Raw genomic sequence first — 23706 nt, forward strand, 5'->3', positions numbered from 1 at the left:
TCCTCCTGACGGTGATTTATTCGCAATGTTTTTACGCTGTCAATCAGAAACGATCAAAAATAATAATACTGCAGCGCACAATGAAAAGAAATGATCGAAATTGATTGACAATCAGGTGAGGGCTGCGCGATATCTGCCAACAAGATGGAGATGAGCCGGCACTGTCGGTTCATGAAATAATTGCAGGGAGGATGTCATGACGGGCCAAACCCGCCTTCTCGAAAATCGTTGGGATGATGCTTATGCCGCCACGCTTGATGAGCCCGGCAAGCTTCTGTATCGATCCAACCTGCTGGGTGCCGACAAGCGCATCACCAATTATGGGGGCGGCAACACCTCCGCCAAGGTGATGGAGATCGATCCGCTGACGGGGCAGGCGGTCAAGGTTCTCTGGGTCAAGGGGTCTGGCGGTGACGTCGGAACGATCAAGCTCGATGGTTTCGCGACTCTCTATCAGGACAAGCTCGAAGCACTGAAGGGCATCTACAAGGGGGTGCATGACGAAGACCGCATGGTCGGTTTCCTGCCGCATTGTACTTTCAACCTGAACCCGCGCGCGGCGTCCATCGATACCCCGCTGCATGGTTTCGTATCCTTCACGCATGTCGATCACATGCATCCTGACGCGATCATTGCGATTGCGGCCTCGAAGAATTCCAGGGAATTGACGCAGAAGATCTTCGGCTCCGAGATCGGATGGCTGCCCTGGCGCCGCCCGGGTTTCCAGCTCGGTCTCGACCTCGAAGCCTTTGTGAAGGCCAATCCGACTGCAAAGGGCGTCGTGCTCGAAAGCCATGGTCTGTTCACCTGGGCCGATGACGCCAAGGACTGCTATCTCCTGACGCTCGAGATCATCAACAAGGCGATCGAGTGGTTTGCCAAGGAGACCGAGGGCAAGACGGTCTTCGGCGGTGCGGTATCGAAGAGCCTGCCGGCAGACGAGCGTCGTACGATTGCTGCCCGTCTGATGCCCGAGATCCGCGGACGGATCGGCAAGGGCGAGCGCAAGCTCGGGCATTTCGACGACCAGGATGCCGTGCTGGAATTCGTCAATTCGAAGAACCTGCAGCCGCTGGGGAGCCTCGGGACGTCCTGCCCTGACCATTTCCTGCGCACCAAGATCCGACCGCTGATCGTCGATTTCGATCCGGCAAAGCCCGATGTGGACGCGGTTCTTGCCGGTCTGGACAAGGCTCTCGAAGCCTATCGGGCCGACTACACCCGCTATTACGAGACCTGCAAACACGACAATTCGCCCGCCATCCGTGATCCGAACCCGGTGATCTTCCTGGTTCCTGGCGTTGGCATGCTGTCCTTTGCCAAGGACAAGGCGACGGCCCGCATTGCCGGTGAGTTCTATGTCAATGCGATCAACGTCATGCGCGGCGCCTCGACGGTTTCCGAATATCAGGGACTGCCGGAGCAGGAAGCTTTCGATATCGAATACTGGCTGCTCGAAGAGGCAAAGCTGCAGCGCATGCCGAAGCCGAAGAGCCTCGCAGGACGCGTAGCCTTCGTCACCGGCGGCGCCGGCGGCATTGGCCGGGCGACCGCCGACCGGCTGATGGCGGAAGGTGCCTGCGTGGTGCTGGCCGATATCGATGCTGCAGCACTGGAGCAGACGGTCGCCGACTTCTCGAAGCGCCATGGCGCGGATGTGGTCCGCTCCGTTCAGCTCGACGTGACGCGCGAGGATGCGGTTATACGCTCCTTCTCCGAAGCCTGCGTGGAGTTCGGTGGCGTGGATATCCTTGTCTCGAATGCCGGGATTGCCTCTTCGGCGCCTGTCGAGGACACGACGCTTGCGATGTGGGACAAGAATATCAGCATCCTGGCAACCGGCTATTTCCTCGTCTCGCGTGAGGCTTTCCGTCTGTTCCGGCGTCAGAAGCTCGGCGGCAACGTCGTCTTCGTTGCCTCGAAGAACGGTCTTGCCTCTTCGCCCAATGCCTCCGCCTATTGTACTGCGAAGGCTGCCGAGATCCATCTCGCCCGCTGCCTGGCGCTCGAAGGTGCAGACGCCGGCATCCGGGTGAACACGGTCAATCCGGACGCGGTGCTGCGTGGGTCGAAGATCTGGAACGGCGAATGGCGCGAGCAGCGGGCGGCCTCCTCGAAGATCGAAGTCACCGATCTCGAGGAGCATTACCGCAACCGCTCGATGTTGAAGCTGAATGTTTTCCCGGAAGACATCGCCGAAGCCATCTACTTCCTGGCGTCGGACCTGTCCGCGAAATCGACCGGCAACATCATCAATGTCGATGCCGGCAATGCGCAGAGCTTCCCGCGCTGATCTCCCAAGCCGTCGCGGCGCATGCGCCGCGGCGGGATCCTACTTGCGGATGATCACCCAGATGGCATGGATGATGCCCGGGATATAGCCGAAGAGCGTGAGCAGGATGTTCAGCCAGAAATGCAGGCCGATGCCCACCTGGAGGAAAACGCCGACCGGCGGCAGGAGGATGGCAAGCAGAATGCGAAGAACGTCCATGATGGCTCCGATTTTCAATTCAGACAGCAGATAAACGCGCTTCGATGGTAATCGTTCGCGCGAGGTGGAGGAAAGAATGAGCGAGATCCGAATTCCCGTCGATATCGTTGCGGCTGACAATGACAAGCGCGAGGCGGCTCACCGCAGCGATTTCCAGGCGCTGGGCGAGAAGCTGGCGCGGAGCTCGATCGATATCGAGAGCGTGACCGCGAAGGTCGCGGACTTTTTTGTCGCCGTTCCTTCCTGGGGCGTGGGCACCGGCGGCACGCGCTTTGCCCGATTTCCGGGGCAAGGAGAGCCGCGGCACATCTTCGACAAGCTCGACGATTGCGGCGTCATCCAGCAGCTGACCCGCGCCACGCCGACAGTCTCTCTGCATATCCCCTGGGACAAGGCGGATCCGAAGGAGCTGAAGGCCAAGGCGGATGCTTTGGGGCTGGGCTTCGACGCGATGAATTCGAACACTTTCTCTGATAGCGCCGACCAGCCGCATTCCTACAAATATGGGTCGCTCAGCCATGTGGATGCAGCGACCCGCCGGCAGGCCGTCGAGCACAATATCGAGTGCATCGAACTCGGTGCAGCCCTCGGCTCCAAGGCACTGACCGTCTGGATCGGTGATGGATCCAACTTCCCCGGTCAGAGCAACTTCACCCGCCAGTTCGAGCGTTATCTCGACGCGATGCGCGAGATCTACAAGGCGCTGCCGCACGACTGGCGACTGTTCTCCGAACACAAGATGTACGAACCGGCCTTCTATTCCACCGTCGTGCAGGACTGGGGCACGAATTATCTCATCGCGCAGACGCTGGGAGAAAAGGCCTATTGCCTCGTCGACCTCGGGCATCATGGGCCGAACACCAATATCGAAATGATCGTTGCGCGGCTCATTCAGTTCGGAAAGCTCGGCGGCTTCCACTTCAACGATAGCAAATATGGCGATGACGATCTGGATGCCGGATCGGTCGAACCCTACCGGCTGTTCCTGGTGTTCAACGAGCTCGTTGACGCAGAGCATCGGGGTGTGAAGGGCTTCCATCCGGCGCATATGATCGACCAGAGCCATAACGTGACAGATCCGATCGAAAGCCTGATTTCGAGCGCCAACGAGATCCGCCGTGCCTATGCCCAGGCGCTGCTTGTGGATCGTGCGGCTCTCGAAGGGTACCAGAGCGGCAATGACGCGCTGATGGCATCCGAAACGCTGAAGCGTGCCTATCGGACCGATGTCGAGCCGATTCTTGCAGAAGCGCGGCTGCGGGCTGGTGGTGCGATCGATCCGGTGGCGACCTATCGTGCCAGTGGCTACCGGTTCCGCGTTGCGGCCGAGCGTCCTGCGGTCAAGGGTGGCTCCGGCGGGATTGTCTGAGCCAGGCTTGCTTCTCATCTCGTGAAAACGCCCGGGCGATACCCGGGCGTTTCCTTGTCAAAGCGTTCTCCCGACGCGTTTTTATCTTATTCTTCGCGCTGGCCGGTCAGGCTCAGCAGCAGCTGGAACAGGTTGACGAAGTTCAGGTAGAGCGACAGCGCGCCGAAGACGGCGAGCTTCTGCTGGCTCTCCTGGTCGAAGTTTTCGGCATACTGCTGCTTGATGTTCTGGGTATCCCAGGCGGTCAGGCCGACGAAGACGACGACGCCGATCACCGAGATCGCGAACTGCAGGGCGCTCGAGCCGAGGAAGATGTTGACGATCGAGGCGATGACGACACCGATCAGACCCATCATCAGGAACGAGCCGAACTGCGACAGGTCACGCTTGGTGGTGTAGCCGTAGAGGCTCATTGCGCCAAACATGGTCGCGGTGATGAAGAACGTGCGGGCGATCGAGGTTCCGGTGAAGACCAGGAAGACCGACGACAGCGACAGACCCATCACGGCCGCGAAGGCCCAGAAGGCCATCTGCGCGGTCGCGGCCGACATCGCGTGGATGCGGAACGAGAAGAAGAAGACGAAGGCGAGCGGGGCCAGCATCACGACCCACTTCAAGGGGGTCGAGAAGATCGGCACGTAGAGCGCCGGGGTCTGGCTCACGACGAAGGCGACGATGCCGGTGATGACCAGCCCGAGGCCCATGTAGTTGTAGACGCGCAGCATGTGCTTGCGCAGGCCTTCGTCGAAAAGTGCTGCGGACTGGGCCTGAGCGCCGTAGCCGAAGCGGTTCTGGATGGGATCCATAGTCAGTTACCTCCTTGAATGGATCAGTAAAGGGTCCGGGCAAGCTTGCGGGCCTGTTCGGCCAGCCTGTCCGGGTTTTGGGTTTCGGAGATCAGCGCGTAAGCAACCTCGCCGATCTGCCAATAGGCTGCGTTGGTCTGACCCTCCTGCTTCAGCAGCACCTGCTGAACGGCAAAATTGCCAGGCCTGACGGCGAAGAGGGACAACCTCTCGCCGAATTGGGGCTCGACCTCGAGCTCGACGCTCGGTCCGTAGGTCGAGGGGAAAATCTGGGCGTCCCGCACGGTCCAGTCATCCGGCATGGCCGGCAGAACGATGGCCGTGGCGGAACGGATCTCGGCCGGATCGAAGCGGCTCGTTTCGGACTGCGAGCTCATCTTTTCCCGCAGCTCCGCCGTCTGATGCGCGCGCACGGCCTCCTCGACGAACTGCGGCGGCGGCACTGAGGCCACAACTTCGCCGATGCTGCCGGGGGCGATCCAACCATGGGCGATCCAGCCGGCGCCCACGAGAAGCACGACTGCCGCCGCACGCCGAATGACGTCGATCGTGCGCGGACGGTTGAAGGCGCTTTCCAGCACCCGTGCCGCATCACGCGTTTCCTGACGCACGACTGCTGGCATGCCCGCAAGCGCCAGCCGCAATTCGTCGCGCACACGCAGATCGGCCATGACCTTGGCGGCGATCGCAGGATTTTCCGACAGATAGGCCTCGACCTCGATACGGCGACCAACATCCAGCTGGTCGTCGACATAGGCGTGCAGGTCGGCCTCGATTACAGGATCATTGCTGGTCATCGGGGTTTCCTCCAACGATTCTGAGGTGGGGCACGAGGTTCGCGTCCTCGCCGCTTTCCATCGCCCTTAGCCGGGCGCGGGCGCGGGAAACGCGGGACATCAGCGTGCCCACGGGGATATTCAGGACATCGGCCGCTTCCTGATAGGAAAGCTCCTCGATGGCCACGAGATGGAGCGCTTCGCGCTGGTCTTCCGGAAGAGACAGGAAGGCGTCGCGTACCTGCGCCAGCCGTACCGAATGCTCCTGACCCGCAGGCGCCACCATATCGGTCAGCTCCAGTGTCGCATCCTGGCGCCGACTGGCGGCGCGGTCCCGGCGAAGGCGGTCGATATGCGTATTGTGCAGGATGGACATCAGCCAGTTGCGGATGCTGCCCCCGCTCTTGAAGGTCGACCTGCGCTCCAGGGCCCGGATAAGTGCATCATGAACGAGGTCTTCCGCCTCGTCCGGATTTCTGACGAGCGAACGGGCGTAGCGTCGCAGGGCTGCGAGCTGGCCAATCACATTGAACGGGTTCGAGTTCGTCGTCATGCCCCAGTATACGGAGCCGACAGCGATCCTATTCCATCGCCAAAAAGATTTTTTTCACGGGCCGACAATCGAGCCCAGTCCCCAGGCCGCAGCATACACGAGGCCGCCGGTCGCCCCAAGTGCGATCACGCCCATGCCCAAACCCAGGATCGTCACCAGACCGTCCCGCTCCATGAGGCCAAGCGCGATCATCACGAGGGCCGCCACGGGAAGCATGTTGCCGAAAGGGATCGGTAGCGCGACGGCGATGGCAAGCAAAAGAACGGGTAGGCCAAGAAATGCCTGAGCACGTGGTCCGGCGAAGCGCCGCAGGCGGTTTTTGCGCAGGAGAGTTTCCACGCGCGCCACGAGGGGCGCCGTGTAGCGAACCATGAGTTCGATCGTTCCGCCGGAAACCTGCCGTCGTCCCAGAAATTGAGGCAACCAGATGCGTCTGAAACCCGCGATGATCTGGAGCGAGATGATCGCGAGGCAACTCCCGAAGACGAGGCCAAACGGACCGGGGATGGGAGTGAGCGCCGGAAGAGAGAGGATCAGGATTGCAAAGGCGATGCTGCTGCGGCCCATGGCCGACATCAACTCATCCAGGGTTACTGAACCCGCTTCGGCGACATGGGCTCGAAGCCTGGCCAATCGTCTGGATGCCACCCCGCCCTCAGCAGTGGTGCTGTCTAGCGGCGCGATTATGGTCATGGGTTTGGCTCTCCTGTAACCGCCAAGATGTAGGAGAGCTTTTGGTCGACGCAAGATCGCCTGCCCGCGTTTGGTCGGCTACTGGCGCGCCGCGATTAGCCGGACCAGAGCGCGGAAGCTTTCGACGTCGCCGTCCGCCTTGTCGAGGAGGTCGATCGGAAAGAGGACTGCCTTCCGGTTGGCGTCGGAGAGCGAGGACGTTTGCAGATCCTGTTCCGCCGCTTGCCGGGCCTCCGCCATCGCTTGATGAAGGTCATCCGGGTCGAGCAGGCCCTTGTCGATCATGCGGCGGACAAGAGCAGAAATCGCGAGATAGAGACCTTCAAGCTGAGGATTGGCTGTGTTCATGGTGATTGCCTTCAATCTATCCGACGCTTGGAATCGAGATCTACGCCCTGTTCGGTTGGTTCGTCCTCAAGGTCGACCTTTTCGTCTCGTTCGGACAGTTCCAGGCGATCGCTCCTGGTGTCGTGCTCCTCGCGTGGCGTCTGATGGCCGTGCGCTTCGGTGGTCTTTGCGGTGGTCATGCGGGCTCTCCTCCACTTCACATGCATATCGAACGTCGTCGTCCATCGTCGGTTCCGGCGCGGTCGTGTCGAATGGGCGGAACCTCGGCGCTTGTTTGCAGGTTTCCAATGTCCCAGCAAAGGAGACATCCATGACTGAAGAGATCGAACATTCGCGCAAGCGGCAGGTCGAAGAGGACAAGTCTCACGCGGAAGACATGCCGGCGGCCGGTCCTCACGACAAGAAGGAGCTGCAGGATCCGATGAAGACGCCGGGCACGGGATCGCTGCCGGAGATCGGATCGCAAAAGACGGATCTCGGCCCGGAGTGACACTTCGCGCATCCGAAACGACAAAGGCCGGCGCGAAGGCCGGCCTTTCTCACTTTTCTCAAACGCTCTCAGTCAGATATTCTCGGCTACGCTTTCGCCGGCGAGACGTTCTTCTTCTTCCCGCTCTTCCCGATTGTACTTGATCGAGGACCACAGCGAGATGCCGATGAGTGCCGCACCGCCAAGACCGGTGATCACTTCCGGGATGTGGAACAGTGTCTGCACATACATGATCACCGACAGGATCAGGATGGCGTAGAAGGCGCCGTGTTCGAGGTATCGATATTCGGCGAGCGTGCCCTTTTCGACGAGCATGATGGTCATCGAGCGCACATACATGGCGCCGATGCCAAGGCCGATCGCGATAATGAAGAGGTTCTGCGTCAGTGCAAAGGCGCCGATGACGCCGTCGAAAGAGAAGCTGGCGTCCAGCACTTCAAGATAGATGAAGGCGCCGAGGCCACCCTTTGCCGCTTCGCTCATGGCACGCTGCGAGGCGTCGAGCAGACCGCCGAGAACTTCGACGGCGAGGAAGGTCACGAGACCATAGATCGCCGAATAGACGAAGGTCGTCGCCTCTTCGCCGTCAAGAAGATTGGAGAACAGCAGGATCAGGAGCAGCACGAGCGCAATCTCGATACCCTTGATCGAGGCGGAGCGCGCCATATGACTTTCGAGCCACTCGATCCAGTGGATGTCCTTCTCCTGGTTGAAGAAGTAGGTGAGGCCGACCATCATCAGGAAGGTACCGCCGAAGGCCGCGATCGGCAGATGCGCATCGTTCATGATGCGCGCATATTCCGCGGGCTCGCGGGCGGCGAGGATCACGGCTTCGATCGGGCCGATCTGCGCCGCGATCACCACGATCAACAGCGGGAAGATGATGCGCATACCGAAGACGGCGATGAGGATACCCCAGGTCAGGAAGCGCCGTTGCCAGACGGGCGTCATGTCCTTGAGCTTGTTGGCGTTGACGATGGCGTTGTCGAAGGACAGGGAGATTTCAAGCACGGCCAGGACCGAGCAGATGAAGAAGATGGTCGCCATGCCGGAGATTGTGCCGCTCATCTGCCATCCGAGAACGGCGCCGAGAAGCAGGCCGATCGCCGTGACGATGAAGGCCCAGCGGAAGTAACCGAGAGTGGAATTGCCACCCGTTGCTGCTGCGGTGCTCATGTGCGGTCCTCCAGGCTGGAGGAGACGAAATTAGGGGAGATGCGAAGCGTCCTGCACGCCTTCGCATGAAGCATGATCCAAGTGTTCATTTTTCTAGAATCCGCCGGCTGAAATTTGCTGGCGGTACCGACATCACGAGAGCGCCGTAAACTCTCGCCAGAGGGGCCCGGCACCAGGTTTGGGCGCGGTGATGCTGAAATCACGGCGCCTCACATTCTTGTTAACGAACATTGGTCCGACGTCAAGAATTAAGGCGGATAGGGCGGATTAGTTGATCGTATCAGGCATTGGCGATGGCCTGCCCGACCAGCGTTGAGGCAAGAGGAGCAAGGCTCAAATGGCTGAAGATCATTCTCTCGTCGACCTCGAGCGCTTCGTCGAAGCGCAGCGGGAAACTTACGCACAGGCGCTTCGGGAATTGCAGGGCGGCCTGAAGCGCAGTCACTGGATGTGGTTCATCTTTCCGCAACTGGAGGGGTTGGGCCGATCGCCCACTGCCCAGCGATTTGCCTTGAGGTCGCTTGATGAGGCGCGTGCGTATCTGGCGCATGCTATCCTCGGAGAGCGCCTGCGTACGGTCACCCGGGCCGTATTGGCGCATCAGGACCGAAGCCTTGTGGAGATTTTCGGTCAACCCGACGACATGAAGTTCCGATCATCCATGACGCTGTTTGCGGCCGCTGCCGATCCCGACGACGCTGCGATCTTCCGCGAGGCTCTCGACGTGTTCTGTGGCGGAGAGCCTGACGCAATCACGTTGCAGCGTCTCGCCGGTTAGGCGGAGCTGATCAGTAATATGGGGCGAAGCGAGAGGCTGTTGCTGACGGTGCAGATTTCCTCGGCGCGGTGCGCAATCCTCGACTGATCATGCGGATCGAGAGTGCCCTCGAAAGCCAGTGTCACGGTGATCGAGGCGAAACGCGAGGGCTCGTCCGAGGCCTTTTCTCCAGTCACCCCGACCTGCAGCCCCTCGAATTCATCGCTGAGGCCCAGTTCGCGGGCGGCTATCCGCGCGCTCATGCTCATACAGGCGGCAAGCGAGGCCAATAGCAGGTCGAGGGGATTGAAGCCTGCCTGGGTCGGCCCGGTAACGATTTCGAGCTCACCGCCGGTTGCGGATTCAATGATGGGGTAACCCCTTCGCCCAAGTGTCGCCGTTGCGCCGATCGGGCGGCTTCTCAGATCTGCCATTCCAGTCCCCATGCTGCTTGATGGTTCAGAATAGGGATCGAGGGATGGCGCGACCAGCTGTGTCAGATGCTGTTGCCTATGCGCGCCGTGCCGGTTTCGCCGTTGTCGCGGATCCATTTCAGGCGCTTGTCACCGGTGCGGATCAGTTCGAAGCACATCGGCGCCCCCTTGTACCAGCTGGTAAATTGCTGACAGAGGCGGTCACCGTTGATCCACCATTTGCCTTTGTCATTCGGCTTGGCGAAGCGGCCGAGACCTAGGGCTTCGCCCGACCCATCCACCTGACCGTTCGGACGATAGTTCAGCGGAAATTCGCCACCGAAGGGCACGGCGAGGTAGATGCGCTTGCCGATGATTTCTTCCTTGATGGTGGAGGCGGTAAAGCGCTCGTTCGCCATCGCTGCCGGGGCGATGAACGCGATCGTCAGGAGCGTGATCAGTCCGGCACGCATGCTGCTGGTCATAACGAAGATCTCCCGTTCAAAATGGGTTAACGGGATCGTCTACGCGAGCCGTCCTGCGGTGGATCACGGCTGCCAGCAACAGGCGTGTCAATTCCGGACGAAGACATTGACTGAAGCGGCTCGCCCTTCCGCATCGATCACGGTCAGGGTCGATTGCCCTATGCCTTCGGGATGCCATTCGCCGGTTCTGCGGCGCGTGGATTCACGCATCGGTTTGCCATCGACGAGCCACCGAAAGGGCGCGCGTCCGGCTTGCATCTTCATGACGACCGGCAAAGCCTCGCCATCCGCGCCCTTGCCGCGTTCGAGAACCGAACCTTCCAGGGGATAAACAATCCGTGGTGGCCGCTCGCGCGCGGAAACCGCGACCAGGCCATTGGATTCCAAGGAAAAGCGGCGAAGCGATTGCGGCAGGTCCGATGCGGCGATTCGGTTTGCCCCTGTCGGTGCGCGGGGCAGGGGCGTTCCGGCAAGGCCGGATTTGGCAAAGGCTTCGAAGAGGATCGGGGCTGCCGTCTGATAGCCCGATATGCCGGGGACGGCGGCATTGTCTGGGCGACCGATCCAGACGCCGAGCACATAACGACCGTCATAGCCGACCGACCATGCGTCGCGGTACCCGTAGCTGGTGCCGGTCTTGTAGGCGATGCCGGCGGGCGGGCTGCCGCTTGGAGGCAGGACGTCGCCGAGGACGTCTGCCACCGTCCAGGCGGCTGCGGGTTCGAAAAGCGACTCTTCGTCAACAAGTTCGGCCTTGTCGCGGATGCCGTCGCCGAGCCGGACCGGCTGTTCGCGGTTTGCGAGACCGGCATAAAGCTGCACAAGGTCTTTCAGCGTGATGCCGGCACCGCCAAGCGCAATCGCGAGGCCTGGCGCTTCGTTGGGGGGCAGTTTCAGGGTGACCCCGCCGCGTCGGAGGCGAACCATCAGGCGAGACGGACCGACGGCATCAAGAAGACGCACGGCCGGCACGTTGAGCGACAGCTGCAGAGCCTGTCGGATGCTGACATCGCCCTGATACTGCATGTCGAAATTCTTCGGGCGGTAGCCGAAGAAGTCGGCCGGGCGATCCTCGACAATGGTTTCCTGAGCCACCAGACCCTGCTCGAAGGCGAGGCCGTAAATGAAGGGTTTCAGCGCCGAGCCCGGCGAACGCTCGGCGCGCGTCATGTCGATCCAGCCGGAGCGGGAGGCATCGAAGTAATCGGCAGCTCCAACTTCTGCGACAATCTCGCCGGTGGTGGCATCGGCCATCAGCAAGGCGAGCGAGACCTTGGGATCGAGCTTGCGGCCCGCTTCGAGCGCCACTTTTTCCAGGGTCTCCTGTACAGGCCGCAGGATGGTGGTCTGGTGGGTGCTGATCTCGGGTGCCTTGCGCCGTGCGGCTTCGGCGAGATGTGGGGCAAGCGCCGGCAACTGCCTGCGCATAGGGGGGAGGGATGCGTTCAGCGCGAGCTCGACCTCCGTCTTGTCGACGACTTCGGCTTCGCGAGCGCGTTCCAGAACCCGCTTGCGCGCTTCGTGTGCGTTGTGGCGGTAGCGGTCGGGGCGGCGCTTTTCCGGCAGTTGCGGCAGGGCGACCAACAGAGCGGCCTCGGCAGTCGACAGCCGCTTCGGCTCCTTGCCAAACCAGGCGAGGCTTGCTGCGCGCACGCCTTCCAGGTTTCCGCCATAGGGGGCGTGGGTGAGATAGAGATTGAGGATCTCTGTCTTCGTCAGCCGCCGCTCCAACTGGATCGCGCGGGCGATCTGGATGAGTTTGGCGGTCAGCGATCGCTCGCGACGAGGCTCGATCAGGCGGGCGACCTGCATGGAGAGGGTGGATGCGCCCGAAACGATGCGGCCGTTGGCGGCCAGTTGCCAGGCGGCACGTCCCAGCGCCATGAGGTCAACGCCGTGATGGTCCGCGTAGCGCTTATCCTCATAGGCGATCAGCATGCGGATGAGAGCAGGGTCGACGTCATTGACTGTTGTTTCTAAGCGCCAAAGGCCTTCTTTCGTGGCAAAGGCACGCAAAAGCTGGCCGTCGCGATCGAGAATTTCGGTCGAGACTGCGCGCGCTTCCTCCAGCGGGGGAGGGTAGTTTGTGTCCGCCCAATCCAGCGCAGCGAGCGAGGCAGTGGCCGTGATGACAGCCACCCCCAAGCTTATACCGATGCGCCTCAGGCGGCCCATCAGGGTGCCGTCGAGACCGTCATCGCACCGGCTGCCGTGCGCGCCGACAGCTGCGGACGATACATGTCTTCGACGTTCGCGGCCGGCAGGTCGTAGGTGCCCGGCGTGACGGCGCGGACGACGTAAGCCAGCGTGATGGTCCCGTTTTCGCCCTCGCCGCGATTGACGGCAGCCACGAAGCGATCGCTGCGGAATTCGAGATGCGCGGTCTCCGTCTGGCCGATCCAGTCGAAGTTGGCGAGCGCTGCGCTGTCGACCAGGCTCGGATTGTCGATCTCGAAGCCCGCCGGAAGCAGATCGGTCACGAGAAGCTGGGCCGGCCAGTCATCCGCTTCCGTCACTTCCAAGACCACGACATAGCGTTCGTTCTGGATGACCTCTGTGATGTTGGCCTCTTCGCCGGTCAGGCTGTAGTAGGTCTTGTTGATCTCGAAGCCTTCCCCGCCGGCTGCCGGTGGCAGGGCCGGAGCCGCGACCGTGGTAACCGCAGCGCTCACGGCATCAAGGCCGGTGTTGGTCAGCGTCAGCGGCGCCTCTAGGAGTGCGTCGCCCGGGATCGTGGCCGCATAGGCGCCGGTCTTTTCGGCACCATTGACCTCAAGCTTCAGCCCCTCGTCATCCTGCTGGAGTGCGCGGGCGGCTAGCAGCATCCAGGTCTGTTCCTGGGTGCTGAGTGTCTGCTTCGCCTTCCACTCGTCGGCCACGACCTTTGCCAGGATCGGAACGACGGGCGGAACCGGGCGGCTTTCGGCGGCAAGCGCCAGAACGCCGGCAGCATCGCGAAGCGCCGAGCCATAGTCGGAACGGGAGAAGCTGACCGGCGTCATACGGGCCTGTTCGCTCATTCCGGCTGCATCGAGGAAAACGGCGTTGGCTCGCTCGCTATCACCGTAGAGCGACAATGCCGCTGCCAGATGCGCTTTCGACAGGGGCGTCGGGAAGTCGCCTAGCATCGTGTCCGCGTAGTAGCGAAGGTCACTCAGCGAGGCCTTGCGGCTGCGTGACAGCACGTAGAGAGCATAGGCGATCTCGTTGCCGCGCGTGCGGATGTCGTTGTCATAGGCGATGCGGTTCTGCAGGTTCTGCAAGGCCTGGACGAGAGCTTCCTCCGGCACGTCGAAGGTCTGTTCGCGGGCGCGGGTCAGGAAGTCGGTGACATAGGCGTCGAGCCAGAGGCTTTCGGAACCCGGTGCCCAGAGGCCAAAGGAGCCACTCGACGATTGATAGGCCAGCACGCGTAGGATGCCGTCCTGGACGCGCTTGTTGATTGACTCGTCCTCCGGCAGGCCGGAAAGCTTGGCCAGTTCATCAAAGTATAGAAGCGGCAGCGCGCGGCTGGTCGTCTGTTCGGCGCAGCCATAGGGATAGCGGTCAAGGGCCATCAACAGGCCCGGAATGTCCAAGCCATCGGCGCGAGCAACATTGAGGCTGACGGAGGCTCCCTGCAAGAGGCTGTCTGCGAGCAGGTCACTATCCACGGTCAGGCTCTTGCCCGGTGCCAGCGCAATGACCTGCCGCTCGGTGATCGGCAGTGTTGCTGGGCGTACGGGAAGATCGAGAGACTGGGAAATGGCTATGCCGTCTGTACCTGTGAGCGCGATGTCAATCGCGCCGTCGCCGGGTGTGTTGGCAGTGAGCGGCAGGGTTACGGTGGTGGTTTCACCCGCCGTCAGCGTGACCTCCTGGCTTTCCGATCCTCCGATACTGACGGGACCGTTGCCGGTGACGGCCAGCGTGTAGGTGCCGGATGGAGCGTCCGTCGCGGCGATGTCCAGACGAAGACTGCTTTCGTCCTCAGGGGCGAGGAATTTGGGCAAACTCGACGTCACGACGATCGGATCTCGTATGATCACGTCCGCCTCGCTGTGACCGACCCCGGTCTTCGACCAGGCCCAGGCCATGATACGCGCCGTGCCATTGAACTGCGGGATGTCGAAGGAGACCATCGCCTTGCCATCTGCATCGAGCTTCACCGGACCGGAGAAGAAGGCCACGAGCCTTTCGCGCGGTGGATTGCCCTGCAGCGCAACCTGGCCCCCGTCACCGCCGGTGCGCAGGCGTCCGGTTGCGCCCAGCGAGCCATCGATCAGACGGCCATAAAGGTCACGCAGTTCGAGGCCGAGCCGGCGCTGGCCGAAATAGTAGCTTTCCGGATCTGGTGTCTCATAGCGGGTGAGGTTGAGAATGCCGACATCGACGGCGGCGACCATCACATAGGCTTCCTCGCCGATGCCAGCGCCGGTCACTTCCACCGGGATTTCCAGGGGCTGGCGGGGCAAGGTCTTTTCCGGTGGCGAAAGCTTGATGGCCAGCTTGTCGGCGCCCGGATCGACGGCGAGCCAGGCAATGCCGATTGCACGCGCCGGCATGCGGCTTTCCTCGGCGTCACCGGGGCGGAAAAGGGTCGCGGTCACATAGGCCCCGGCGCCGAAATCCGCAGTAACTGGAATTTCGATTTCCGTGCCGGTGGCCGGGACTTCGGCAACCTGCGTCGAAATCAGGGCATCGGTGCCCGAGGTAACGATAACCTGGCCTGCGAAACGCGGCGAGATCTTCAGCTTTGCGGTATCGCCGACCTTGTAAGCCGGCTTGTCGAGGCCAATCTCGAGTGCGTCTGGCGTTTCGGTAGAGCTTGCTGTGACAAACCAGCCGGCATCGAAGTCGACGCTGGTGACGGCGCCGCCCTGCTCGACTTCCAGACGATGGGCGCCCCAGGTCACCGGTGTTGAAAGTGGTGTGCCTTCCGCTGCGATATCGACGGTGCCGTCGGCCACGAGCTTGGTCGTGGTGATCGGCTCATAGCGCCAGGAGGAACCATCGCGATACCACTGGTAGTTCCGCTCCAGCTTGATCAGCTTCCAGCTCGCGCCGGCTAGGGCCTGGCGCTCGCCATCAGAGCCGAGCGCGATCAGGTTGAAGGCGGCATTCGAGTTCTCGGAGACCTCGCCTTCGAATTCCGGCTTGATGCCGATGACGGGTCCTTCCGGCGTGACGGGAAGGGTTAGCTTGCGCTCGACCGCGCGGCCTCCACTTTCGCGCAGACGCAGGACAATATCCGCGTTCAGGAGGCGTGTCGTCGAGGGCAGATCGGTCAGGGCAACCTCGATTTCGGCGAGGCCATCGTCATCCAGCGCGTCCAGCCCTTCGAGCGGCAGACGCATGTCTTCGATGCCCTCCTCGTCCGAAAGGCCGAAGCTGTAACGGGGAAAATCGGGATGGCTGGTCGTCGGGCGGATCACCACCTCGCCTTCGAGCGTCAGGCCGGCTGCCGGCGCGCCATAGAGATAACGGCCATCGGCCGACACGGTAACGGCTTCGTCTATAGAGATTGCCCCGGCTTCGCTCGAAAGTTTCAGGTCGAGCCGGTCCGGCACGAAATCGTCGACCAGGAATGTCGACCGAGCGATGGCCGGCTTTTTCGGGTCGGTGTGGATGGCGACTGTCCAGGTGCCACGCATCGCATTGGCAAGGATCGGCAGGTCGACGGCATAACCACCCAGCGTTTCGCTTGACACCGCGAAACGGCGGAACTCGACCCCGTCGGGTCGCGAAAAGAGGAAGGTGAGCGGCAGGCCGGAAATGGCGTCGGCATTGGTGTCGCGGGCCAGCGCTACGGCATGCACAGTCTCGCCGGGGCGGTAGATGCCGCGTTCGGTCCAGGCGAGGATATCGACCGGGCCGGGCGCGGGGCGACCGGTGACGCCGCGGTCGGAGAGGTCGAAGCCGGCGCGCGTCATGTCGAGGAAGACGTTGTCGTCAGCACTGCTGCGGGCCGCAATCACGGCCGGAGCCAGCGCTGCGCCACCGCGCACGAGGCCGGCGTCGAAACGGGCCCGGCCTTCGGCGTCAGTTATGGCGGTCGCCAGGATCTCGTTGTTCTTTGCGATCAGCTGCAGCTCGATATTGGCAAGTGGGCTGGCCGATGCCAGCGAGCGTGCAAAGACATGCAGCCCATCGGTGCCGGCAAAGGTCGAAAGGCCGATATCGGAGACGACGAACCACTGCGTCGCGCGGCTGTCCCAGCTCTCGTTCACACCAGTCGGGGAGACCGCAGTCATCACATAGATGCCGGGCTTGCGGGTCGGCAGGGCCTCCTGCAGCGGAATGCTGGTAACGACCTCCCTGTTCTGCTCGTTGGCAATCTCGACCGAACCCTGCCAGACAAGTTCGCCGATCTCGTCCTTCACGCGGCCGGCGGTGTAGCCGTCCATCTGGGTGAGAAACTGCGAGGCGGCGAGAAGCGGGGCGATGTTGCGGTCGCCGATCCGGTAGAGTTCGAGATTGGCGCTTTCGCTGTTGATCGAGACGAGCGGAATGCCCTGGCGCGCGGATGATGGGAGAACGAAACTGTCGCCGGTAAAGCGTACGGTCGATGTGCGGTCACGGACATAGAGCTCGAGTTCGACCGGAGCATCCAGGTTTTCGTCGACCGAGGACGGCAAGCCGGCGCGAACGGCAAGACGATAGCGACCGCCATGCTCCAGGCCCTCGACGCAGATCTGGTTGTTTTTTGCTTCCAGCGCCTTCGGCGTCTTGCCGTCAAGCGTGACGAAGGACGAGTAGTCGACTCCGCGCTTGACCAGCGGTTCGGAGAACTCGACGCAGGCGCGCGGCGAAGCGCTGTCGGAATCAACAGTGTTGTTGACGACGCGGAAACCCTGTCGGGAGCGCAGGTCTTCGAAGCCGGCGCGCACTTGCGCATTCGACGCGAGTTCGAGGCTTGCCTTGTAGGCGCTGAGAGCCGGACGCCAGTTCTCGCTGTTCTCAAGGGACTTTGCCAGCGTGGCGAGCGCGTCGGCGCGGGTGGAGGCGCCACGGGTCAAGAGATAGCCGTTGATCGACGCCATCGCGCCTTCGTTGGCCATGCCGTAGTTGTTGATGACGGTATTGGCCATCCGGGCCATTTCGAGCCAGAGTGCTTCGTCGTCTGCATCGATCGCCAGTGCACCCTTCAGGGACAGAATGGCGTAGTCGATGTTGCCACTTGCAAAGGAGGCGCGCCCTATTTCAATCAGCGAGTCCCGTCCCAGGCCCTGCTGTTCGGCTGCAATGACAAGATTGCTGCGCTGATTGCGGGCTTCCGATTTCAGGTAGTCGGAGACGAAGGTCAGCGCCGGCGGAGCGCCGATGTCCTCTTCCGCCGTCTGAACCACGATGCGGCCCGCGATCGCGCCCGGGAAGCTGTTCAGCTGGTCATAATCGGACTTCAGGAAGCACCAGTTGACCTTCGGATTAAAAGTGAAGGCGCGGCAGGAGGCGTCGCCGATGCAGCTCGCCTCGCATTCATCGATGGAGACGTTCTTTTCGGTTCGCAGGTCGAATCCGAAATAGTCCGCATCGTCAATGCGTTCGATTGTCCTGATATCCTGCGCGTAAGCTGAAGGGGATAATGGCAATAGAGCCAGCGCGACTGTGAGCAACGCCGAAAAACGGTTCGTAAACATGGTCCCCTCCAAGCCTGATCATGGCTTCGGAGGTTAGTCTTTGCTCATGACGGAGGCTTGTCAATCGGCACAGGACACACCCTACGAGTCATTTCTTGGTGGTCTTCAAGCACTCGTGGGGCGTCGCTCGCTGAAGCTTCTTGCCTGTTCGATTATCCAGGTGGCAAAGGTGCTGGCCGGCCCATAGGCCATCTTCGACAGCGGGCGGACGAGGTAGTAGGCGCTTGCGCTTTTCACCTCATGATCCCAGGCGCGGACCAGCTGGCCACTCGCCAGCTCCGGCTCGATCAGGAATGTCGGGACGAGCGCGATCCCCAGGCCCGCGTGACAGGCCTGGACGACGTTGGAGAATTGCTCGAAGCGCATGCCGCCGCCGCGGCCCTCACTGATGCCGAGGCTGGAAAACCATTGTTCCCAGGCCCGTGGGCGGGACGCCATGTCGAACAGCGGCTTGGACAGAAGGTCTTCCGGCCGGTTCACCGGGTTGGCATCGAGAAAGGCCGGACTGCAGACCGGCACCACCAATTCATGCATCAGAAACTGGCAATCGGTGCCTGGCCAGTTCGGTTCACCGATATGGATCGCGGCATCGAGACCGGAGCCCTCGAAATCGAACTGGCCGATGCGGGTGGCGAAGTCCATGATGATGGCTGGATTCTTGGCGAGGAAGTCCGGCATGCGCGGCATCAGCCAACGGGTGCCGAAGGTCGGCAGGATGGCGAGACGCAGATGGGTGTCATCGCGGGTTGCCATGGCCTCCAGCGACAGCGTGCGGATCGTGGCAAGCGCGTCGCCGATACCCTTGGCATAGGTGCGGCCGATCGCTGTCAATTCGACACCGCGATTGGTTCGCTCGAAAAGCTTGACGCCGAGCTGGTCTTCGAGAAGGCCGATCTGGCGGCTGATCGCGCCTTGTGTCAGCGCCAGCTCGTTGGCGGCGGCCGAGAAGCTACCGAGCTTGGCGACGGAATCGAAGGCGGCGAGAGCGCTCGTCGATGGCAGGAAGCGGCGTTGATGTGTGAGCATGCGATATGAATAGACCTAATAGCAACATGAGTAAACATGGGTTGAATTGCGCTCCGACATGAGCAATCTGTGATAACGAAACAAATGGATGAGACCGATGAGCGAGATGCGACCCTTTTCCTGGAGTGACCCCTTCCTGATGTCCGAGATCCTCAGCGAGGACGAGCGGATGATCCAGGATGCGGCAGCGGCCTTTGCAGAAGCCGAGCTCGCGCCGCGGGTCGCCGACGCCTATCTCGGCGAAACGGTCGAGCCGGAACTCTTCCGGCTGATGGGCAAGGCTGGCCTGCTTGGTGTCACCCTGCCCGAAAAATACGGCGCTGCTGACGCGAACTATGTTTCCTATGGCCTCGTCGCCCGCGAGATCGAGCGTATCGACTCCGGCTATCGCTCGATGATGAGCGTACAGTCGTCGCTGGTGATCTATCCAATCTACGCCTATGGCTCGGAGGAGCAGAAGGACAAGTATCTGCCGGGTCTCGTTTCCGGTGAACTCATCGGCTGCTTCGGGCTGACAGAGCCGGATGCCGGCTCCGATCCGGGCGGCATGAAGACGCGCGCCGAGAAGATCGAGGGCGGCTATCGCCTGCGCGGGTCGAAGATGTGGATCTCCAATGCGCCGATCGCCGACGTCTTCGTCGTCTGGGCGAAGTCGGAAGCGCATGGCGGCGAAATCCGCGGCTTCATTCTCGAAAAGGGCATGAAGGGCCTGTCGGCGCCAAAGATCGGCGGCAAGCTCTCGCTGCGTGCTTCCGTCACCGGCGAGATCGTCATGGATGGCGTCGAAGTCGGCGAAGATGCGCTGATGCCCAACGTGTCGGGTCTCAAGGGTCCATTCGGCTGCCTCAACCGTGCTCGTTACGGCATTTCCTGGGGCGTTCTCGGCGCTGCGGAGGATTGCTGGCATCGTGCTCGGCAGTATGGCCTTGATCGCAAGCAGTTCGGCAAGCCGCTTGCCGGCACGCAGCTATTCCAGAAGAAGCTTGCCGACATGCAGACCGAAATCTCGCTTGGTCTGCTTGCCTCACTCCGCGTCGGCCGTCTGATGGACGAACACCAGTTCGCGCCGGAGATGATCTCGATCATCAAGCGCAACAATTGCGGCAAGGCGCTCGACATCGCCCGCATGGCTCGCGACATGCACGGCGGCAACGGCATCCAGATCGAATACCATGTCATGCGCCATGCGCAGAACCTGGAAACCGTGAACACCTATGAAGGCACGCATGACGTGCATGCCCTGATCCTTGGCCGCGCCCAGACCGGCATCCAGGCCTTCTTCTGATCGCTCTTTCGAGCTCAAGCAGTCCGGCGTCCCTGACTATTTGTGGGTTTGGGCGCCGGACTGTCGCATTCTTGCGTCGCTCCCAGAACTCAAAGATTTCAGCTTAAACATTCATATACTTGTCGGCGGCTAGAAACACATTCTGAAGCCGCGATGTTTGCTTTATGCTGATATTTGGCGATTCCTGATCTATCAGGCAGGATGGCCTTTGCTGTATGCTGCGGCCGGTTGTGGAGGACGCGTCATGTATGCTCTAACAGTGCTCGACCACTCTGCGCTTGCAGTGTTCCGGAGTGAACACCCCTGGCTGGAATTCCCTGATGCGATCTTAGAGGTCTGCATATACTTCGACGACAATGGCGGACCGACCCGGCTGACGGCTCTCAAGGTAGGGCCCAATGGCCAGACCGCGGAAGCCGATGTCGACACGTTTGGTGTCGATACCGTACTCAGTCTGATCCGCTATGCGCCGCAAGGGGCCGCGAAGCACGAGGAATCTCCCGAAGAGCGTCATATCTGGGCACTCCTCGAAGAGCTGCCCGTTGCCGACGGCTCTCGTCCCGTCGAAGTGGTGGAGGCGGAGCGGGCAGCCAAGCTGCAAAACGCCTATGCCATCCTGCAGGATATCGCCCAGGACAAGCTCCGCAGCCTGTTGGCCTCCGCTCGAAGCCCGCGTGAGACACAGCGTCTCACCGATGCGATCAACGCGCTTCCGGAGCGTCTCGAAAAGGTAGACGACAGCCACAAACCGCAGTTTCTGGAGATCGACCTCTGGCGTTTCGTTGCCGTTCTCCGGGACGAGCTTGCAATGCCTGCCGACTATGAAATCACTGCCGGCCGAGACGATGAGCTGATGTTGAGGGACGTCATCGAGCAGGCCGAGTCAACGGCGCTATCCGGGCCGGTCATTCAGGCGCTTTTCGAATTGTCGCCGGTGGCCTTCTCCATTTCGAGCATCGGCCAGAAGAGCTCGCGCTATATCCGGGTCAATCAGGCCTATCTCGATCTCGTCGGCAAAAGCTGGGATGATATCGGTGGAAACGAAATGATGGCTTCTGGCATCGTGTCGGGGAGTGAAGCGCGTGCCGAGCGTCTGATGCTGCTAGACCGTGACGGTGGCTATGCAGGCATGCGGGGTGAAATCCATGACGCAGCCGGCAATATGGTCCCCGTCATGATTTCTGCCCGGCGCATTTCGGTCGCCGGACAGCTTTACGATTTCGAGGTGCTGCAGCGCGCCTCGCGGGATTGACGGCAAGGATCAGGCGCGTCTGAGCAGCGCAAGCGATCGTGCCTGCAGCCTGAACGCCTTGCCTTCTTCCGCGATATCGCCGTGCCGCTCCACATCGAAGGTCGTCAGCTCGAGTTGCCAGTTCCCGCCGCCGGTTTCAGGTAGGACGAAATCAATGTCCTCGGCGACCGGATTGAAGAGCAGGAGCGCCTCCGGCCAAACACCCTCTTCCGCCTCCAGATCAGGTCGCCGGAGCCTCAGCGCCAGCGGGTTTCCATCGAACCAGTGTTCGGGCTCCTGATGGCCGCCTTCGACATGGTACCAGTCGATAAGCATGCCATCGCGCCAGTTCGAGCGACGCAGAAGAGGTTGCGCCTTGCGAAGAGCTATCAGCCGGCGGGTGAATTCCCGCAGATCCTCGCAGGACTGCGGTAGGTCTTCCCAGTGCAGCCAGCTGATCTCGCTGTCCTGGCAATAGCCGTTGTTGTTGCCCATCTGCGAGCGGCCAAATTCGTCGCCCGCGAGCAGCATGGGTGTGCCGTGCGAGAAGAACAGTGTTGCCAGGAGATTGCGCTTCTGACGGTCGCGGATCGCATTGATCTCGGCATCGTCCGTCGGACCTTCGTGACCGTAGTTGTGGCTGCGATTATGGTCGTGGCCGTCGTTGTTGTCCTCGCCATTGGCTTCGTTGTGCTTCTGGTCGTAGGACACGAGGTCGTTCAGGGTGAAGCCGTCATGGGCGGTGATGAAGTTCACGCTCGCCCAGGGGCGACGGCCGCGCAGGTCGTAGATGTCGCCTGAGCCTAGCAGGCGGGCGGCAAAGTCCTGAGAGGTGTTGTCGGCGTTCAACCAGTATTCACGGGTCGAGTCGCGATACTTGTCGTTCCATTCGGCCCAGCCCGGCGGGAAGCCGCCGACGTGGTAACCGCCGGGGCCGATGTCCCAGGGCTCGCCGATCAGCTTGACCTTGGAGAGAACGGGATCCTGGCTGACGGCGTCGAAGAAGCCGCCGCGCTGATCGAAGCCTTCCGGTTCCCGGCCGAGGATCGTACCCAGATCGAAGCGGAAACCGTCGACATGCATCTCCTCAGCCCAGTAGCGCAGGCTGTCCATCACCATCTGCAGGACGCGCGGGTGGGACGTATTCACCGTATTTCCCGTGCCCGTGTCGTTGATGTAGTAGCGGTGATTGTCCGGCATCGTCCGGTAGTAGGAGAAATTGTCGATGCCCTTGAAGGAGAGCGTCGGGCCGAGTTCGTTGCCTTCGGCCGTATGGTTGTAGACGACGTCAAGGATAACCTCGATGCCGGCATCGTGGAACGCGCGGACCATGTCGCGAAAGCCCACCAGACCTTTGGGACCGTAGTAGCGGCTCGCGGGCGAGAAGAAGCCGATCGTGTTGTAACCCCAGAAGTTATGAAGCCCCTTGTCCATCAGGTGGCTATCGTCCGGGAAGGCATGCACGGGCAGAAGTTCGATCGAGGTGATGCCGAGGCTCTTTACATAGTCGACGGCCGCCTTGTGGCCGAGGCCGTCGAATGTGCCTCTGAGATTGTCAGGGATCGCGGGATGCAGCTTGGTGAAGCCTTTGACATGGGTCTCGTAGACGATCGTGTCGGACCAGGGGATGCGGGCGAAGCCGTTTGACATGCGGTTCTCATTCGGATCGATCACCCGGCATTTCGGCGAGCATGACGCGCTGTCGAGCGTGTTGAAGGTGAGGTCCTTCTCTTCCGCATCCAGGTCGTAGCCGAAATGAGCCTTCGACCAGGCGAAATCGCCGACGATTTCGCGCGCATAGGGGTCAAGGAGTAGTTTGTTCGGATTGAAGCGATGACCGTTCTCCGGCTCATAGGGCCCGTGGACACGGTAGCCGTAAAGCTGTCCGGGGCGCACGCCCGGGACATAACCATGCCAGACTTCGTTTGTGTATTCTGGAAGCTCAAGCCGGGCGATTTCGACGCTGCCGCTGTCGTCAAAGAGGCAGAGCTCGACACGTTCCGCATGGGCTGAAAAGAGAGCGAAGTTCGTGCCCTCTCCATCGAAGCACGCGCCGAGACTGTGCCATTCGCCCGGCGTGACATGAAAATGCGTGCTCTTGGCGTCCATCTGATCCTCTGATGTCTGGAGTTGCGCAGCTTAATTCCCGAACGCGAAGCTTTGTTCCAAGCCCCTCTCCGGCTGGAAC

The 23706-nt window shown here is 61.4% G+C and carries 20 protein-coding genes; 6 read left to right on the forward strand and 14 right to left on the reverse strand.

The features are described 5' to 3' along the window. Nucleotides 1–196 precede the first annotated feature (196 nt). Nucleotides 197–2293, forward strand: coding sequence for a bifunctional rhamnulose-1-phosphate aldolase/short-chain dehydrogenase (locus BSY240_RS16760; protein ID WP_069043051.1), 2097 nt, complete (start codon nucleotides 197–199; stop codon nucleotides 2291–2293). Between the two features lie 39 nt (nucleotides 2294–2332). On the opposite strand, the gene BSY240_RS16765 is transcribed toward BSY240_RS16760, so the two are convergent. Further along, entirely contained in the window at nucleotides 2333–2491 is a 159-nt protein-coding gene (locus BSY240_RS16765; protein WP_069043052.1) for a YqaE/Pmp3 family membrane protein, read from the reverse strand. A gap of 76 nt (nucleotides 2492–2567) precedes the next feature. Here BSY240_RS16765 and rhaI point away from each other — a divergent pair, with 76 nt between their 5' ends. After that, nucleotides 2568–3860, forward strand: a complete 1293-nt coding sequence (gene rhaI, locus BSY240_RS16770) for an L-rhamnose catabolism isomerase (RefSeq protein ID WP_069043053.1) — start codon at nucleotides 2568–2570, stop codon at nucleotides 3858–3860. An 86-nt stretch (nucleotides 3861–3946) separates the two neighbouring features. Here the strand turns inward: rhaI and BSY240_RS16775 are convergent, their stop codons facing one another. From BSY240_RS16775 to BSY240_RS24205, 6 genes are all read right to left on the reverse strand, one after another. After that, nucleotides 3947–4666 carry a Bax inhibitor-1/YccA family protein gene (locus tag BSY240_RS16775; RefSeq protein ID WP_054148582.1) on the reverse strand — a complete coding sequence of 240 codons (720 nt, stop codon included), beginning with the start codon at nucleotides 4664–4666 and terminating at the stop codon, nucleotides 3947–3949. A 23-nt stretch (nucleotides 4667–4689) separates the two neighbouring features. Continuing rightward, nucleotides 4690–5463 (reverse strand): anti-sigma factor family protein, encoded by a 774-nt coding sequence (locus BSY240_RS16780; RefSeq protein ID WP_054148583.1) that lies wholly within the window; start codon nucleotides 5461–5463, stop codon nucleotides 4690–4692. Next, nucleotides 5450–5995, reverse strand: coding sequence for a sigma-70 family RNA polymerase sigma factor (locus BSY240_RS16785; RefSeq protein ID WP_054148584.1), 546 nt, complete (start codon nucleotides 5993–5995; stop codon nucleotides 5450–5452). The genes BSY240_RS16780 and BSY240_RS16785 overlap by 14 nt, the downstream gene beginning before the upstream one ends. Before the next feature lie 54 nt (nucleotides 5996–6049). Further along, nucleotides 6050–6688, reverse strand: a complete 639-nt coding sequence (locus BSY240_RS16790) for an exopolysaccharide biosynthesis protein (RefSeq protein WP_069043054.1) — start codon at nucleotides 6686–6688, stop codon at nucleotides 6050–6052. Between the two features lie 78 nt (nucleotides 6689–6766). Continuing rightward, complete coding sequence (locus BSY240_RS16795) at nucleotides 6767–7036, reverse strand: hypothetical protein (protein WP_069043055.1); 270 nt, start codon at nucleotides 7034–7036, stop codon at nucleotides 6767–6769. A gap of 11 nt (nucleotides 7037–7047) precedes the next feature. Beyond that, nucleotides 7048–7215, reverse strand: a complete 168-nt coding sequence (locus BSY240_RS24205) for a hypothetical protein (protein ID WP_171901586.1) — start codon at nucleotides 7213–7215, stop codon at nucleotides 7048–7050. 131 nt (nucleotides 7216–7346) lie between these two features. On the opposite strand from BSY240_RS24205, the gene BSY240_RS16800 reads away from it, so the two are divergent. Beyond that, entirely contained in the window at nucleotides 7347–7526 is a 180-nt protein-coding gene (locus tag BSY240_RS16800) for a hypothetical protein (RefSeq protein ID WP_069043056.1), read from the forward strand. A gap of 72 nt (nucleotides 7527–7598) precedes the next feature. Here BSY240_RS16800 and BSY240_RS16805 read toward each other — a convergent pair whose 3' ends face one another. Further along, nucleotides 7599–8702 carry a DUF475 domain-containing protein gene (locus BSY240_RS16805; RefSeq protein ID WP_069043057.1) on the reverse strand — a complete coding sequence of 368 codons (1104 nt, stop codon included), beginning with the start codon at nucleotides 8700–8702 and terminating at the stop codon, nucleotides 7599–7601. 337 nt (nucleotides 8703–9039) lie between these two features. Between BSY240_RS16805 and BSY240_RS16810 the strand changes: the two genes are divergently transcribed. Further along, nucleotides 9040–9480, forward strand: a complete 441-nt coding sequence (locus BSY240_RS16810) for a DUF1810 domain-containing protein (RefSeq protein ID WP_069043058.1) — start codon at nucleotides 9040–9042, stop codon at nucleotides 9478–9480. Here BSY240_RS16810 and BSY240_RS16815 read toward each other — a convergent pair. From BSY240_RS16815 to BSY240_RS16835, 5 genes are all read right to left on the reverse strand, one after another. Next, on the reverse strand, nucleotides 9477–9893 hold the full coding sequence (locus tag BSY240_RS16815; RefSeq protein WP_083229648.1) for an OsmC family protein: 417 nt from the start codon (nucleotides 9891–9893) through the stop codon (nucleotides 9477–9479). The genes BSY240_RS16810 and BSY240_RS16815 overlap by 4 nt on opposite strands. Before the next feature lie 62 nt (nucleotides 9894–9955). After that, nucleotides 9956–10357 carry a hypothetical protein gene (locus BSY240_RS16820; protein WP_083229649.1) on the reverse strand — a complete coding sequence of 134 codons (402 nt, stop codon included), beginning with the start codon at nucleotides 10355–10357 and terminating at the stop codon, nucleotides 9956–9958. An 87-nt stretch (nucleotides 10358–10444) separates the two neighbouring features. Then, entirely contained in the window at nucleotides 10445–12532 is a 2088-nt protein-coding gene (pbpC, locus tag BSY240_RS16825; protein ID WP_069043060.1) for a penicillin-binding protein 1C, read from the reverse strand. Continuing rightward, nucleotides 12532–17976: an alpha-2-macroglobulin family protein gene (locus BSY240_RS16830; protein ID WP_069043061.1), complete on the reverse strand. Its 5445-nt coding sequence runs from the start codon at nucleotides 17974–17976 to the stop codon at nucleotides 12532–12534. The genes pbpC and BSY240_RS16830 overlap by 1 nt, the downstream gene beginning before the upstream one ends. Before the next feature lie 105 nt (nucleotides 17977–18081). Further along, the gene (locus tag BSY240_RS16835) at nucleotides 18082–19002 is read right to left on the reverse strand and encodes a LysR family transcriptional regulator (RefSeq protein WP_069043062.1); all 921 of its coding nucleotides are present in this window, start codon (nucleotides 19000–19002) and stop codon (nucleotides 18082–18084) included. A 97-nt stretch (nucleotides 19003–19099) separates the two neighbouring features. On the opposite strand from BSY240_RS16835, the gene BSY240_RS16840 reads away from it, so the two are divergent. Together BSY240_RS16840 and BSY240_RS16845 are read left to right on the forward strand one after the other, a co-directional pair. Continuing rightward, on the forward strand, nucleotides 19100–20287 hold the full coding sequence (locus BSY240_RS16840; RefSeq protein WP_069043063.1) for an acyl-CoA dehydrogenase: 1188 nt from the start codon (nucleotides 19100–19102) through the stop codon (nucleotides 20285–20287). A 244-nt stretch (nucleotides 20288–20531) separates the two neighbouring features. Further along, entirely contained in the window at nucleotides 20532–21539 is a 1008-nt protein-coding gene (locus BSY240_RS16845; RefSeq protein WP_069043064.1) for a diguanylate cyclase, read from the forward strand. 9 nt (nucleotides 21540–21548) lie between these two features. Here BSY240_RS16845 and glgX read toward each other — a convergent pair whose 3' ends face one another. Further along, a complete protein-coding gene (glgX, locus tag BSY240_RS16850) occupies nucleotides 21549–23627 on the reverse strand; it encodes a glycogen debranching protein GlgX (protein WP_069043065.1) in 2079 nt (692 codons plus the stop codon). Nucleotides 23628–23706 lie beyond the last annotated feature (79 nt).

The sequence above is a fragment of the Agrobacterium sp. RAC06 genome, assembly GCF_001713475.1.
Lineage (GTDB): Bacteria > Pseudomonadota > Alphaproteobacteria > Rhizobiales > Rhizobiaceae > Allorhizobium.